Below are 13,759 nucleotides of genomic sequence, written 5' to 3'. Positions count from 1 at the left end.
TCTTCGAGCGCCTGCGCGAACGGGTGCGTCCTCTGGATAATCGCTGCCGGTTCGATGCCTCCAGGGAGGGGACCGCTCGTGACGGCACCGCCATGCCCGCACTGCTCCGCCCCCGTACGCGGCGACGGCCGGCCGACCTGCCTGTGTGCGGCGGTCGATGCGGACGACTTTGACCCGCTGCGCGTTCGGCCGTACGTGTCACTGCCCGACGAGGGCGGGGGCGGGGACGAGGACGACGGCCAGGGCGCGGGCGGCCGCGCGGGCGACCCCGCGTACGGCGGCGCGCGGAACACCGACGGCGCAGCGGGCGGCGGCCTGCTGAGCCGGGGCGACCCGCTGGACGACTTACCCGGGGTGGACGCGGCGGTGCACCGGGCCGAAAGACCCTCACCCGCCGACGGCACCACCGACCGCTCCGCCGCCGGGCGACCGCTCTTGCCCGGTCCGCCGCAGGCCCCCGGCCCGGCCTCCGTCTCCACCGGCCCCGCCGCCCATGACCCCCTCGTCCCCCGGCCACGGCGCCGCCCCGGTCCGACGTCCCGGACGTTCAGCGCCGCGGAGGACGAGCCGCCCGCCGGCGCCGTGGCCTCCGCTCCCGCCCGCCGGCGCGCCGTGCCGGCCGCCCTCGCGGCCGCCGGGGCCGCGGTGGCCGCCGCCGCGGTCCTGATCAGCACCGATGCCCTGTCAGGCGGCACCCGGGACCGGGCCGCGCCGCCCGACCTCGGCACCGCCTCCCCCAGCGCCGGCCTCCCCACCGGCGAAGCCCCCGCCCCCACCCGCCGCGGCGCCGCCCCCTCCCGCTCCGCGACCCGCCCGCCGCCGACCGCCCCGACCGGCCTCCCCGGCCCCACGGTCGGCGTACGGCGCCACCGGACCGGGACGCCACCCGCCCCCGCTCCCACCCGGGCGTCCGGCAGCGTCACGCACTCCCCCGGAAGCCACCGCCCCAGTGCCCCGCCCACGGGACCGATCGTGCTGCGCGAGGGGGCCGCCGGCCCGGAAGTGGCCGAACTCCAGGGGCGGCTGCGGGAACTGTCCCTCTACCCGGGCCCGGACGACGGCCGCTACGGCGCGGCGGTGCGGGCCGCCGTGTCCCGCTACCAGCAGACCTACGGAGTGACCGGCGACCCGGACGGCGTCTACGGCGCGCAGACCCGGGCATCCCTGGAGTCCCGCACCCACGAGCCGTGAACCGGACGCCGTGAGCCGGAGAACCGTGAGCCGTAAGCCCCGACGCGCTCCGCCGGCGGGGCTTCGCGGCCGCCCCGATCACCTCCGATCGCCTCCGATCACCTCCGGCCGCGTCCCGCCGCGTCCGTTTCCGCCGCCCCCCCGCTCCAGGTCGTTGACCAGCCCGGTTGTCGATACGGGGGTATGCTTTGTATCGTGAAGAAACAAAGTGGTTCCGCCCGCACTCCCTGACCGGCGGGCGGAACCGCTCTGTTTTTCCTCGTGCGATCCGCACCGTCCGCATACGGCCGCAGCGCCCGTGTGCCCGTAGCGCCCAGGAGCCCGCCGATGCCGGCCACCACCACGCTCACCGCCCGAGCCCTGCTGCTGGACATGGACAGCACGATCGTGAACTCCGAGGCCGTCGTCGAGCGCTGCTGGCGACGCTGGGCCGCCGAGCAGGAGCTGGACGCGGACGAGGTCCTCAAGGTCGTCCACGGCCGGCAGGGCTGGGCCACCATGGCCGCGCTGCTGCCGGACCGCCCGAGGGAACTCAACCTGGCGGACAACCGCCGGATGCTGGCCCAGGAAACCGCCGACATGGACGGCGTGGTGCCGGTCCCCGGCGCGCCCGCCTTCATGGCCGCCCTCGCCACCGTTCCGCACGCCCTGGTGACCTCGGCCGATGTCCCGCTCTCCGACGCCCGGATGGGCGCCGCCGGACTGCCCATGCCCGCCGTACGGATCACGGCGGAGAGCGTGAGCGCCAGCAAGCCCGACCCGGAGGGCTTCCTCAAGGGCGCCGCCGAACTGGGCCACGCGCCCGAGGACTGCCTGGTCTTCGAGGACTCCGAGGCGGGCATCGAGGCGGGCCGGGCGGCCGGCATGCGGGTGGTCGGCGTGGGCGACCGGGCCGCCGCCTTCGGCCCCACCGCGCAGGTCCGCGACCTGACCCAGGTCCGGGTCGAGGTGCTGGCGGACGGCACGGTCGCGGTGCACCTCACGGCCTGAGGACCCCGCGCCGGGGGCCGCGAGCGGGAGGGCGCTCCCCAGGAGCCGGTCCCCGAGGAAACCCGTCCCCGAGACGCCCCCGAAGAGCCCGCCCTTCCCCCGACGGCCGTCCCGGCCCGCCGGCGTCTCAGCCGGCGATCGCCTCGTAGAGGCTGAAGCCCGCCAGCACCAGCATCACACCTGCGGCGATCTTGGTGATGAGGGTCAGCGGTACGTACTTCATGAGCGTGCGGCCGCCCAGGATGCCCAGGCCCGCCACCGCCCACAGGGCCAGCACGGCGCCCACGCCGACCGAGAGCGGGTCGTCGTAACGGGCCGCGAGGTTGGCGGTCATGATCTGGGTCAGATCACCGAACTCGGCGACCAGGATCATCATGAAGCCCGCCCCGGAGACCTTCCAGAAGCTCTGGTCGGCGGGCTTCTTCACCTCTTCCTCGTCGTCGCCCTTGCGGAACAGCAGCACGGCGGCGCCGGCCAGGAAGAGGACCCCGACCACGCCCTGCACCCAGCGGTGCGGGAGCAGGGTGAGCACGCTGCCCGCGGCGATGGCGAGCGCCACATGCACGAGGAAGGCCGCGGCGACGCCGGCGAAGACGTACGAGGCGCGGTAGCGGGTGCCGAGCATCAGGCCGGCGAGGGCGGTCTTGTCGGGAAGTTCGGCGAGGAAGACGACGCCGAAGACGACGGCGGCGACGGTAAGGCTGAACACGGGGTGGGATACCTCGATCGGTCGGGCCGCACCAAAGGGGCCCGGGAAAGGGGTCGCTTCGGCACGGCAGCGTCGAACACTGCGGCCGAAGGTCTCGCTGGCGCGGTACGGATGGGCACCGCGCTCCGGGCGCCGGCCCGCCACGCGGGCGGGCAGTATGTCGACGGTCCGGCAGAGAGCTACTCCCCTTCTGCTGCCGTCCAGGGTACGCGGTGCAGCCGTCCGCGGGCCACCAGCTCCAGCACCGTCGCGCAGGCCGCCGCCTGCACCGCCAGCAGGGCCACCAGCACGAACAGCTGGACGGCACCCGCCTGTACGGGGGAGGCGCCGCCCAGCAGCATCCCGACGAACGCGCCGGGCAGTGTGACCAATCCCACGGTCCGGGTCTGGTCGAGCCCCGGCAGCAGGGCGTCCGAGGCGGCCGGGCGGGCGACCTCCATCCGCGCCTCGCGGTCCGGCAGCCCCAGCGCCAGGCCCGCCTCGAACTCGCCGTGCCGCAGCTTCAGCTCGTCCAGCGCCCGCCGCCCGCCCAGGACGGTGGCGGTGAGCGCGCCGCCGATCAGGATGCCCGCGACGGGGATCAGGGTCAGGCCGCGCGGCGGCACCAGGCCGGTGAGCAGCAGCAGGGCCACCACCGGGACGACCCCGGCGGCGATCGGCGCGGCGGCCCACCACCAGGTGCGGTTCTGGGTGATCCGGCGGCCCGCGGTCCGCACCGCGACGGCGAACATCAGCAGGAGGAAGCCCAGCAGCCAGGGCAGCGCGTGCACCACCCAGCCGATGAGGTAGGAGACGGCGGCGAGTTGGGCGGCGGCGCGCAGTCCGGCGACGGCGATGGCGCGGGCATGGCCGAGGCGCGCCAGTGCGGCGACGGCCACGGCGGCGGCCAGCAGGACGGCGAGGACGACCCCGAGGGTGATGTTGACCGGCAGCAGCACGCGCTCACTGTAGGGCGGCGTCGGGGGCGCATGCGCGGGAGCGGCTCAACCGGAGTGCCGTGATGCATTTATGGCGCCTCGTCAGCTGCCCCTTGAACTGACGTGGGCATGTCGCCACTCTGTTACCTGGCGCCCATCTCGTGGAAACCCCACAACGCCACGATGGGCTCCGCATCGCACGGTAACTTCCCCCCACATTCCGGGAGTTTTCGATGAAAAAGGTCTACGCGCGTCGAGTCACTCTCGCCGCGGGCTCGGCCGCGGCGCTGGTCTGCACCCTGGCCCTCAGCGGCCAGTCCGCCCAGGCGGCACCGCCCAGCCCGCCGGACGCGGCCACCGCGCGGACGTACCTCGGCCAGATCAAGGAACAGGCCGAGGGCCCGCAGGACGGCTACAGCCGCGACAAGTTCCCGCACTGGATCGACCAGGGCAAGAACTGCAACACCCGCGAGGTCGTGCTCAAGCGCGACGGCACGGACGTGAAGCAGAACGACAGCTGCACCGCGACCAGCGGCAAGTGGGTCTCGGCCTACGACGGAAAGACCTGGACCGACCCGGCCGACCTCGACATCGACCACGTCGTACCGCTGTCGGAGGCCTGGAAGTCGGGCGCCGCGCAGTGGACCACCGCGCGCCGCCAGGAGCTGGCCAACGACCTGACCCACTCCCAGCTGATCGCCGTCACCGACAACCTCAACCAGGAGAAGGGCGACCAGGACCCGGCGAAGTGGCTGCCGCCGAAGACCTCGTACCGCTGCGAGTACGCCCGGATGTGGGTGTGGGTGAAGCATGAGTACGGCATGACCGCGGACTCCGCGGAGAAGGCCGCCCTGAAGAAGATCCTGGACGGCTGCTGAGCGACCCGGTTCCGCGGGCCCGCGGAACCGGCCTCGCGCGCCCGTCGGCCGAAACCACCGGCCGGCGGGCGCGCCGCCGCCCCGGCCCCCCACCGCGCCCCTCGTGCTCCTATCCTCTGACCACGACAAGTGGGGAGGCACGATGGCCGGACTGCGCTTGGGGCCGCTGCTGCGCTACGTCGACGCGCACAGCGCGACGGTGTGGGTGGAGACCGACGAGCCGTGCGTGGTGCGCGTCCGCTGCGACGACGGGGCGGCCGGCGCACAACGGACCTGGCAGGTGGCCGGGCACCACTACGCGCTGGTGCCGGTGACCGGCCTCGCCCCCGGCACCGAGACGCCCTACCGGGTCCTGCTGGACGCGCCGGACGCCGCTGCCGGCGACGGCGGGGAGCAGGTCTGGCCGCCGCCCCGCAGCCGCTTCCCGGCGAGCACGATCCGCACCCTGTCCGCCTCCGACGGCGAACCGCTGCGGTTCGCGTTCGGCTCCTGCCGCTGGTCGGCGACGCCCTCCGGCGCGGCGCACGACCCGGTCGGCCCCGACGCCCTGGACACCCTCGCCGCCGCGCTGGCCGCCGATCCCGGCCGGCCGCGCCCGGACGTGCTGCTCCTGCTGGGCGACCAGGTCTACGCCGACCAGACCTCCGAGGCGACCGCCCGCGTCCTGGCCGGCCGCCGCGACCTCGGCGAGCCGCCCTGGAAGCAGGTCGCCGACTACGAGGAATACACCCACCTCTACTACGAGTCCTGGCTCGACCCCGAGGTCCGCTGGCTGCTGTCCACCGTCCCCAGCTGCATGATCTTCGACGACCACGATGTGATCGACGACTGGAACACCTCGGCGGCCTGGCTGGCCCGGATGCGGGCGGCCCCCTGGTGGCGGGAGCGGATACTCGGCGGCCTGATGTCGTACTGGGTCCACCAGCACCTGGGCAATCTCTCGCCCGCCGAGCTGGCCGCCGACGAGCTGTACGCGCGGGTGCGGGAGCTGCCGGACGCGACGGACGCGGTGCGGGAGTTCGCGGCCGACGCGGACGCCGATCCGGCGTGCGCGCGCTGGAGCTACCGCCGCGACTTCGGCCGGGTCCGCCTGGTCATGATCGACACCCGGGCCACCCGGGTGCTGGACGAGTCCGGCCGCGCGATGCTCGACAAGGCCGAGGGGGAATGGCTGCGGCAGGCGGTGCTGGAGGGGCGCGGCGGCTACGACCATCTGCTGCTCGGCAGTTCGCTGCCCTGGCTGCTGCCGCATCTCATCCACGCCGCGGAGGGCTGGAACGCCGCGCTGTGCGCCGGTGAGCGCGGCCCCCGCTGGGCCCGCCGCAGCGAATTCCTGCGCCAGCGCGCCGACCTGGAGCACTGGGCGGCCTTCCCCGGTTCGTTCACCGCGCTCACCGAGCTGATCGCCGAGGCCGCCGCCGGTACGGACGCGCCGGCGACGGTCTGTGTGCTCTCCGGGGACGTGCACCACGCGTACGTGGCGGAGCCGCACTGGCGCGGCGCCGGCCCGCGCCCCACGAGCCGGGTGCTGCAGCTGACCTGCTCCCCCGTCCACAACAGCATCCCCGGCTCGCTGCAGGCCGGCTTCCGCTTCGGCTGGAGCCGGCCGGGCCGCTGGCTGGGCAAGCTGCTGGCCCGGCACGGGCGGCTGACCCGTCCTGCGGTGAAGTGGCGGCGCACGGGCGGCCCGTGGTTCGGCAACCAGCTGATGACGCTGACCCTGGCGGGCCGGACGGCGCGCCTCGCCCTGGACCAGGCCCGCCGGGAGAAGCGCGGCGGCGTCCGGCTCGTCACGGTCTGGCGGGCGGCGCTGTCCGATGCGCGCCTTGCCGGGAATTCGGGTGATGCGGGCGGGCGTGCGCCGGGAACCGAACGGCCGAAGACCGGATGATGCGGACGCTCCGGTTCCGCTAAGGGTCCGTCAGGGCTCCGACGGGCCCGGCGACGGCCCCGGACCCGAACGGATTTTTGCCCACCCCCGGGTGCCGCAACGGCGGATCGGGCGGTGATGATGGGGCGCACTCTTGCCCGTCGCCCGCACTCCCGGGCGGCCGCGCCCACGCGCGCCGGCCGTCCGCCGCCCCAGGGAGGGCCTCTCTTGGCCGCCGACCATCTCGCCGACCGCCAGCACCGGCCCGCCCTCGCCGTCGTCGGCGCGGGCCCGCGCGGGACGAGCGTTCTGGAGCGGATCTGCGCCTCGGCCGCCGAACTGGCCCCGGGCGCCCGCCTGACCGTCCATGTCATCGACCCCGCCCCGCCCGGCGCGGGCCAGGTGTGGCGCACCGCCCAGCCGCCGGAGCTGCTGATGAACACCGTGGCCTCGCAGGTCACGCTGTTCACCGACGACAGCGTCGAGTGCGCGGGACCGATACGCACCGGCCCGAGCCTGTACGACTGGGAGGGCTGCGACGTCGGCCCGGACGACTACCCGGGGCGCGCGCTGTACGGCCGCTATCTGGAGTGGGTCTTCCGCCGTACGGTGCGCACCGCCCCCGAGGAGGTGACGGTCGTGGTGCACCGGGCCCGCGCGGTGCGCCTGACGGAGGCCCCCGACGGCTCGCAGTCGCTCGTCCTCGACGACGGCCGCACGCTGCACGCTCTGGGCGCGGTGGTGCTCGCCCAGGGCCATCTGCCGGCCGTCGCCGACCCCGGGCAGCAGCACCTCGCCCACTACGCCGCCGGGCACGGCCTGCACTATTTCCCGCCCGCCAACCCGGCCGACCTCTCCGCCGGCCTGGCGGCGCTGGCCCCGGGCCGCCCCGTGCTGCTGCGCGGCCTGGGCCTCAACTTCTTCGACCACATGGCGCTGTTGACCACGGCCCGCGGCGGCCGCTTCGTCCGCGGTGCCGAAGGGGCGCTGACGTATCTGCCGTCCGGCCGTGAGCCCCGGCTGTACGCGGGCTCCCGGCGCGGCATCCCGTACCACGCCCGCGGCGACAACGCGAAGGGCGCGCACGGCCGTCATCTGCCGCTGCTGCTCACCCCGGACGTGATAGCGGCCTTCCGCAAGCGCGCGGACTCCGGTGACCTGCCCGACTTCCTGACGGAGGTGTGGCCGCTGGTGGCCAAGGAGGTGGAGGCGGTCCACTACGAGGCGCTGCTGCTGCGGCGCGGCGCGGGCGACGAGGTGCGCCACCGCTTCCGGGAGCGCTTCGTGAGCTGCGCCCACCGCGGCCCCGAGGAGGCCGCCGCCCTGGACGCCTTCGGGATCGCCCCGGAAGCACGCTGGGACTGGGACCGCCTCTCCCGGCCGTACGCGCAGCGGTCGTTCGCCGACCGCGCCGCCTTCCGGGAGTGGCTGCTGGGACATCTGCGCCAGGACGTGGCCCACGCCCGGCAGGACAACGTGTCCGGCCCGTTGAAGGCGGCCCTCGACGTGCTGCGGGACCTGCGCAACGAGCTGCGGCAGATAGTCGATCACGGCGGGCTGGCCGGCGTCTCCCGCCGCGACCACCTCGACCGCTGGTACACCCCGCTCAACGCCTTCTTGTCCATCGGCCCGCCGCGGCGCCGGATCGAGGAGATGACCGCGCTGATCGAGGCGGGGGTGCTGGAGGTGGTCGGCCCCCGGATGTCCGTCCGGCTCGGCACCGCCGACGGCGGCCCCGGTTTCACGGCACACTCACCGGAGGTCCCGGGCTCGGAGGTGACGGCGACGGCGCTGGTCGAGGCGCGGCTGCCGGAACCGGATCTGCGCCGCACCGCGGACCCGCTGCTGGCCCGCCTGCTGGCCGACGGCGGCTGCCGCCCGCACACCGTGGACGGCTACGAGACGGGCGGGCTCGATGTGACACCGAGCCCGTATCACCTGGTCGGGGCCGACGGCCGGCACCATCTGCGGCGCTTCGCGGTCGGCGTGCCGACCGAGGGCGTGCACTGGGTGACGGCGGCGGGGGCACGCCCCGGCGTCGGATCGGTCACCCTGGCGGACACGGACGCCGTGGCACGGGCGGCGCTGCGGGCGGCGGCGGGCGCGCGGGCGGGTGCGACGGGCGCGCGGGCCGCGACGGCGGGCCCGGGTGCGGGGGCGGATGCGGCGGTCGGCGGGAGTGCGGGCCGGGGCGGGGGCGCGGTCGCGGTGACGGGGCGGGGCTCGGGGCCGGTGACGGGGCGGGGCTCGGGGCCGGCAAGGGGCGCGGAGGCGGGAGCCGGGGTGGTTCCGGCCGTGGTTCCGGTGGTCGGCGCGGCCAGTTCAGGCCAAAGGTGCCCTTTGACCAGAGGTTGAAGTTGCAAGTACTGATTAGGTTTCCCTAACCTCTGTCTCCGACGGTTACCTCGTCCCCAAAACCGTTAGGAGTCCCCACATGTCCACACCCCTCTCCCCGCTCCTCCAGAGATCGGCCCCGCACGTCCAGGCGCTCTTCCGCGTCGTCGTCGGGCTGCTCTTCGCCTGCCACGGCGCGTCCTCGCTCTTCGGCGTCCTCGGCGGCGCCATGGGCCAGGGCGGCACCGTCCCCGCCGGCGCCTGGCCGGGCTGGTACGCGGCCGTGATCCAGCTGGCCGGCGGCCTCCTCGTGCTGCTCGGCCTGGGCACCCGCCCCGCGGCGTTCATCAGCTCCGGCTCGATGGCGTACGCCTACTTCTCCGCCCATCAGGGCTCGGCGCTGTTCCCGATACAGAACGGCGGCGAGGCCTCCGCGATGTTCTGCTGGGCCTTCCTGCTGATCCTCTTCATCGGCCCCGGCGCGTGGGCCCTCGACCGGGTCTTCTTCGGCGAGGGCGAGCGGGCCCCGGCTCCGGCTCCGGCCGCTCACCAGGAGCCTTCCGCCGCCTGACGCACACCCGGGCGGGGACCCGGCCCCCGCGGCCCCGCCCTGACGCGGCCCGCACGGCATCCCCGCCGTGCGGGCCGCGCCGTGTCCTGGCGCCGTACGGACCTTGGGCGCACCCCTGCCGTACGGGCCACGGGCCATCCCCTCGCACGGGCCACGGGCCATGCCCACGGGCCGCGGGTCCTCCCCGCACCCCGTCCCGCGGCCCCGTGAATCCCAGGCGTACGCTGTATGGCTGAAGGGCCGCCCCTGCCGCACCGAGCGACGTCGCGGCGGGGTTCGGACCGGGAGCAGGACGTTGTTGGAAAGGCTGGGGGCCCTCAGCGGCACCCCGTGGATGTATCTGATCGTCAGTCTCTCGATCGTGCTCGACGTGTTCGTGCCGATCCTGCCCAGCGGGGTCCTGGTGATCGCCGCGGCCACCACGGCCGCCGGCACCGGCACCGCGGTGGACGCGGCCGGCGGCGTCGACGTCACCTCCGCCGCCCACACCCACCCCGCCGAGATGTTCGCCCTGATCCTGTGCGCGGCCACCGCCTCGGTGCTCGGCGACATGGTCGCCTACCGGCTCGCCTGGCGCGGCGGCGACCGCTTCGACCGCGCCATAGGCCGCTCCCGCCGTCTGACGGCGGCGCAGAAACGACTCGGCGCGGCGCTGACGCGAGGGGGCGGCGGCATCGTCGTCCTGGCCCGCTTCGCCCCCGCGGGACGCTCCGTGGTCAGCCTCGGCGCCGGCGTCGCGCACCGCACGGTCCGCGAGTTCCTCCCCTGGTCGGCGCTGGCCGGCCTGGCCTGGGCCGCCTACAGCGTCAGCCTCGGCTACTTCGGCGGCCACTGGCTCGGCACGTCCTGGGTGAGCACCGCCCTCTCCGTGATCGCCCTCTTCGCCGCCGGCTCCGCCGCCGCCTTCCTGATGCGCCGCCCGGACCGCCACACCGCCCACTGACCGGGCGGGGGCAGGGCGGGGACGGGGCCGGACGGACGGAAGGACGCCGGAGGGTCTCGGCAATCGCCCAGCACCGCCCCGGACGGCAGAGTCGGGGCTGCCCCGGACGGCAGAGTCAGAGCTGCCCCGGACGGCAGAGTCAAGGCTGCCCCTGACGGCCGCCCTTCCCCATCGACCCCGAAAACCCTTGGCCCTCATCCGTAGGCCCCGAAAAACCTTGGCCGTCCGCCGTCCCCCGGTGCGACGATGCCGCGCATGAGCAGCACCCACGACAACGACGGCGCACCGGCCACCGGAAGCGGTGCTCCCCGGGCCGGGGCCGCCGCCCACGGCGCCTGGCATCCCCGTCCCGAGACCGCCGAGGACGTACCGGTCGTCCGCCGGATCAACCTCGCCGCGTTCGAGACGGCGGGCGAGGCAGACCTCGTCGACGCGCTGCGCCGCGACCCGGCGGCCTGGCTGCCGCAGCTGTCCTACGTCGCCGGGCCACCGGACGGCGCCCCCGTCGCCCATGCGCTGCTGACGCGCTGCCACATCGACGACGTCCCGGCCGTGGCGCTCGCCCCGTGCGCGGTGCTGCCCGGGTACCAGAAGTGCGGTGCGGGCAGCACGGTGATCAGCGCGCTCCTGGAGGCGGCGCGGGAGGCCGGCGAGCGGACCGCGATCGTGCTCGGCCACCCGCCGTACTACCCGCGCTTCGGCTTCACCCCCGCCACCGGGTTCGGCATCCTGCCCCCGCAGCCCTGGCCGGACGAGGCATTCCTGGCACTCTCCCTGGACGGCTCCCCGCCCCCGCGCGGCACGGTGCGCTACGCCGCGGCCTTCGGCATCGCCTGACCCCGGCCCGGTGGACGGCTGACGGCCCGCTCCCGGCCTGCCCGGTTCCGCTGGCGCCACGGCCGCGACCGGCCCGACGCCGGGCCCGCGCCGCCGACCGCGGGGGCGGGGCGCGCGGCCGGCACAGAGTAAAGTCGACCTTCACCACCCCCGCCCACCGTCCCCGCGAGCGCCTCGCCGCTCCCCGGCGCCGGACCGGCGCCGCACCACAGCGGCACCCCTGGGACGGGCCCGAACCACACACAGAGGCACTTTTCGGTGAACCCACCGCCGGTCGTCGAATGGACCGAGGCCGACGAGCCCCGATCCGCCCGTTGGCGTTCCGAGAACGGCGCCCCGCCACCCCGCCGCATCGTCATCGCGGACGACCGGACGAAGGCCGACGACGCCTACCGGGCCGCCTGCGAGGGCACCGCGCTGCTGTGGCGCGGCGACTTCCACAACGCCCGCCAGCTGCTGACGGCACTGGCCCGCCGCATCGACCGCCGTCCCCGCAAGACGCCACCCGCCGATGTCACCCAGGCTTTCCATGTGCACCGGGCCGCGCAGAACCACCGCGCCCGCATCCTGGGCATGCTGCTGGTCCCGCTCGACGCGGATCTCGCCGTCCCGCTGCACCGCGCGCCCGATGTCCGCGAGGCCTGCGCCAGGGCGTACGGGCCCGGCGAGCCCGCCACCGGGGAGACGTCCGAGGAGACCGCGGGCGCCACCGGGGGCACGGCTCCGGCCGCCTCCCTCGTCTCGCTGCGCGAGCTCCTCGCCCTCATCGGCGCCAACGAGTGGCGCAAGAAGGGCGTCGAGATCCCGGCGCTCGGCGGCGACCGCATCCACCCGCACTACGGCGTCTTCTCCCCGGCCCGCGGCGAGTACGTCGACCTGGTGGCCGAGGCGCCGCTGCCCGGTGCGGAGCTGGCGTTCGACATCGGCACCGGCACCGGCGTACTGGCCTCGGTGCTCGCCCGGCGCGGCGTCCGCCGGGTCGTGGCCACCGACCAGGACCCGCGCGCGCTGGCCTGTGCCCGTGAGAACACCCAACGGCTGGGCGTCGCCGGGCAGGTGGACGTGGTCGAGGCCGATCTGTTCCCGGCCGGCCGCGCCCCGCTGATCGTCTGCAACCCCCCGTGGGTGCCCGCGAAGCCGACCTCGCCCGTGGAGTACGCGGTGTACGACCCGGGCAACCGGATGCTGTACGGCTTCCTGAGCGGCCTCGCGGACCATCTGACACCGGACGGCGAGGGCTGGCTGGTCCTCTCCGACCTGGCCGAACACCTCGGCCTGCGCTCGCACGCCGACCTCCTCGACGCCTTCGCCAAGGCCGGCCTCACGGTCCTGGGCCGGCTCGACATCTCCCCGCGCCACCCCCGGGCCCGCGACACCTCCGACCCGCTCCATGTGGCCCGCGCGGCCGAGGTCACCTCCTTGTGGCGCCTGGGTCTCGCGGGCCGGGACACGGTCGACGCCACCTAGCCGGGCGCGGAAGCCTGCCTCGCCCGACGAGGCGGTGCCTCGGCCGGCTCGGCCGCCTTGGTCGCCTCGGTCGCCTTGGTCGCCTCGGATGCCGTGGCCGGCCCGGCCGTGCGTCGGCCGGCTCGGCCGTGCGTCTGCCGAGCCGGCCGGGCCACGGTCAGCTGAGCCGCGCGTCCGCGTAGACGACCATCGCGTCGCGCTGGTAGTCGGCCAGCCCTTCGGCGATCTTGTCGTAGTTCGCGCGGAACTGCGGGTCGTCACTGTAGGTCCGGCCCAGCCCCTTGTACGCCTCCGCGTTCGGGGTCCAGAACCGGCAGATGCCCTGGTAGTGGACGTCCATCTCGGCCTGCACCGCGGGATCGGCGACCGGGGTGCCGGCCACCATGAACTCCGCCAGCCGGATCATCTGCGCCGTCACCTCGCGCTGCCACCGCTCCATGTCCTCGGCGGACATCGCGGCGACGACCTGCTGGGTCCGCTCCCACGCCGCCGGCCATCGCTCCCGCACCTCGGCCTCGGCGTCGGGGCGGGCGGACTCGAACCCCTCGAACAGGTTCTCCGGCCTGTTGATCTTCGTCATGCCACTGCCTTCCTCGTGCTCCTCCAGTTCGGCGAGGGTCCGTCCGACCGTGCGGACCAGCGTCTCCAGCCGGTCCCGCTCCGCTCTCAGCCGCCGGTGGTGCTCGCGCAGCACGGCAACCCGGTCGACCTGGCTGTCCAGGACCGCCTGGATCTCGCGCAGCCCCAGGTCCAACTCCCGCATCAGCAGGATCTGCTGCAGCCGCAGCAGATCGGCCTCCTCGTAGTAGCGGTGCCCGTTGCTGCCGGTCCGCGCGGGCGGTAGCAGACCGATCTCGTCGTAGTGCCGCAGTGTCCGGGACGTCACCCCGGACATCCGGGCCACCTCCGCAATCGACCAGGCCATCGCCGTGCCTCTCCTCGCGGGCTCACCCTCACCGAGCCGGTTTCTCCGGCTCACGAACGACCGTAGAAGTTGACGCGGCGGCAACCGCAAGTCCTATGGGGCACCCCGCCCCCTCAGGCACGATGGA

General features: G+C 74.9%; 12 protein-coding genes. 9 read left to right on the top strand and 3 right to left on the bottom strand.

Features of this window, described 5'->3' with window-relative positions; genetic code table 11:
- Positions 1–78 precede the first annotated feature (78 nt).
- Positions 79–1,191, top strand: coding sequence for a peptidoglycan-binding domain-containing protein (locus K7396_RS25460; RefSeq protein ID WP_223660199.1), 1,113 nt, complete (start codon positions 79–81; stop codon positions 1,189–1,191).
- Between the two features lie 327 nt (positions 1,192–1,518).
- Positions 1,519–2,181, top strand: coding sequence for an HAD-IA family hydrolase (locus tag K7396_RS25455; protein WP_152104388.1), 663 nt, complete (start codon positions 1,519–1,521; stop codon positions 2,179–2,181).
- 127 nt (positions 2,182–2,308) lie between these two features.
- Here K7396_RS25455 and K7396_RS25450 read toward each other — a convergent pair whose 3' ends face one another.
- Together K7396_RS25450 and K7396_RS25445 are read right to left on the bottom strand one after the other, a co-directional pair.
- On the bottom strand, positions 2,309–2,890 hold the full coding sequence (locus tag K7396_RS25450) for a TMEM165/GDT1 family protein (protein WP_086721272.1): 582 nt from the start codon (positions 2,888–2,890) through the stop codon (positions 2,309–2,311).
- Between the two features lie 179 nt (positions 2,891–3,069).
- Positions 3,070–3,828 carry an ABC transporter permease gene (locus K7396_RS25445; RefSeq protein WP_086721271.1) on the bottom strand — a complete coding sequence of 253 codons (759 nt, stop codon included), beginning with the start codon at positions 3,826–3,828 and terminating at the stop codon, positions 3,070–3,072.
- Between the two features lie 212 nt (positions 3,829–4,040).
- Here K7396_RS25445 and K7396_RS25440 point away from each other — a divergent pair, with 212 nt between their 5' ends.
- The 7 genes from K7396_RS25440 to K7396_RS25410 all read left to right on the top strand — a co-directional run bounded on the left by K7396_RS25440 (position 4,041) and on the right by K7396_RS25410 (position 12,707).
- Entirely contained in the window at positions 4,041–4,685 is a 645-nt protein-coding gene (locus tag K7396_RS25440; protein WP_086721270.1) for an HNH endonuclease family protein, read from the top strand.
- Between the two features lie 142 nt (positions 4,686–4,827).
- Positions 4,828–6,576, top strand: coding sequence for an alkaline phosphatase D family protein (locus tag K7396_RS25435; RefSeq protein ID WP_086720814.1), 1,749 nt, complete (start codon positions 4,828–4,830; stop codon positions 6,574–6,576).
- A 207-nt stretch (positions 6,577–6,783) separates the two neighbouring features.
- Positions 6,784–8,910, top strand: coding sequence for an FAD/NAD(P)-binding protein (locus K7396_RS25430; RefSeq protein ID WP_223660198.1), 2,127 nt, complete (start codon positions 6,784–6,786; stop codon positions 8,908–8,910).
- 79 nt (positions 8,911–8,989) lie between these two features.
- A complete protein-coding gene (locus tag K7396_RS25425) occupies positions 8,990–9,460 on the top strand; it encodes a DoxX family protein (protein WP_152104389.1) in 471 nt (156 codons plus the stop codon).
- Positions 9,461–9,794: 334 nt separating this feature from the next.
- Entirely contained in the window at positions 9,795–10,403 is a 609-nt protein-coding gene (locus K7396_RS25420; RefSeq protein ID WP_174886879.1) for a DedA family protein, read from the top strand.
- A 255-nt stretch (positions 10,404–10,658) separates the two neighbouring features.
- Entirely contained in the window at positions 10,659–11,240 is a 582-nt protein-coding gene (locus K7396_RS25415; protein ID WP_086716979.1) for a GNAT family N-acetyltransferase, read from the top strand.
- Positions 11,241–11,498: 258 nt separating this feature from the next.
- Entirely contained in the window at positions 11,499–12,707 is a 1,209-nt protein-coding gene (locus tag K7396_RS25410; RefSeq protein ID WP_086716978.1) for a methyltransferase, read from the top strand.
- 157 nt (positions 12,708–12,864) lie between these two features.
- On the opposite strand, the gene K7396_RS25405 is transcribed toward K7396_RS25410, so the two are convergent.
- On the bottom strand, positions 12,865–13,632 hold the full coding sequence (locus K7396_RS25405; protein WP_086716977.1) for a MerR family transcriptional regulator: 768 nt from the start codon (positions 13,630–13,632) through the stop codon (positions 12,865–12,867).
- Between the last annotated feature and the right edge of the window lie 127 nt (positions 13,633–13,759).

It is taken from the genome of Streptomyces angustmyceticus (genome assembly GCF_019933235.1).
Lineage (GTDB): Bacteria > Actinomycetota > Actinomycetes > Streptomycetales > Streptomycetaceae > Streptomyces > Streptomyces angustmyceticus.
The sequence above is the reverse complement of the archived record's forward strand: the minus strand, read 5'-3'. Positions and strand labels throughout refer to the sequence as shown.

Excerpts from the sequence above, each read along its gene's own strand:
- K7396_RS25455 (WP_152104388.1), top strand. The coding sequence starts at position 1,519 with ATGCCGGCCACCACCACGCTCACCGCCCGAGCCCTGCTGCTGGACATG.
- K7396_RS25440 (WP_086721270.1), top strand. The coding sequence starts at position 4,041 with ATGAAAAAGGTCTACGCGCGTCGAGTCACTCTCGCCGCGGGCTCGGCC.
- K7396_RS25435 (WP_086720814.1), top strand. The coding sequence starts at position 4,828 with ATGGCCGGACTGCGCTTGGGGCCGCTGCTGCGCTACGTCGACGCGCAC.
- K7396_RS25425 (WP_152104389.1), top strand. The coding sequence starts at position 8,990 with ATGTCCACACCCCTCTCCCCGCTCCTCCAGAGATCGGCCCCGCACGTC.
- K7396_RS25420 (WP_174886879.1), top strand. The coding sequence starts at position 9,795 with ATGTATCTGATCGTCAGTCTCTCGATCGTGCTCGACGTGTTCGTGCCG.
- K7396_RS25415 (WP_086716979.1), top strand. The coding sequence starts at position 10,659 with ATGAGCAGCACCCACGACAACGACGGCGCACCGGCCACCGGAAGCGGT.
- K7396_RS25405 (WP_086716977.1), bottom strand. The coding sequence starts at position 13,632 with ATGGCCTGGTCGATTGCGGAGGTGGCCCGGATGTCCGGGGTGACGTCC.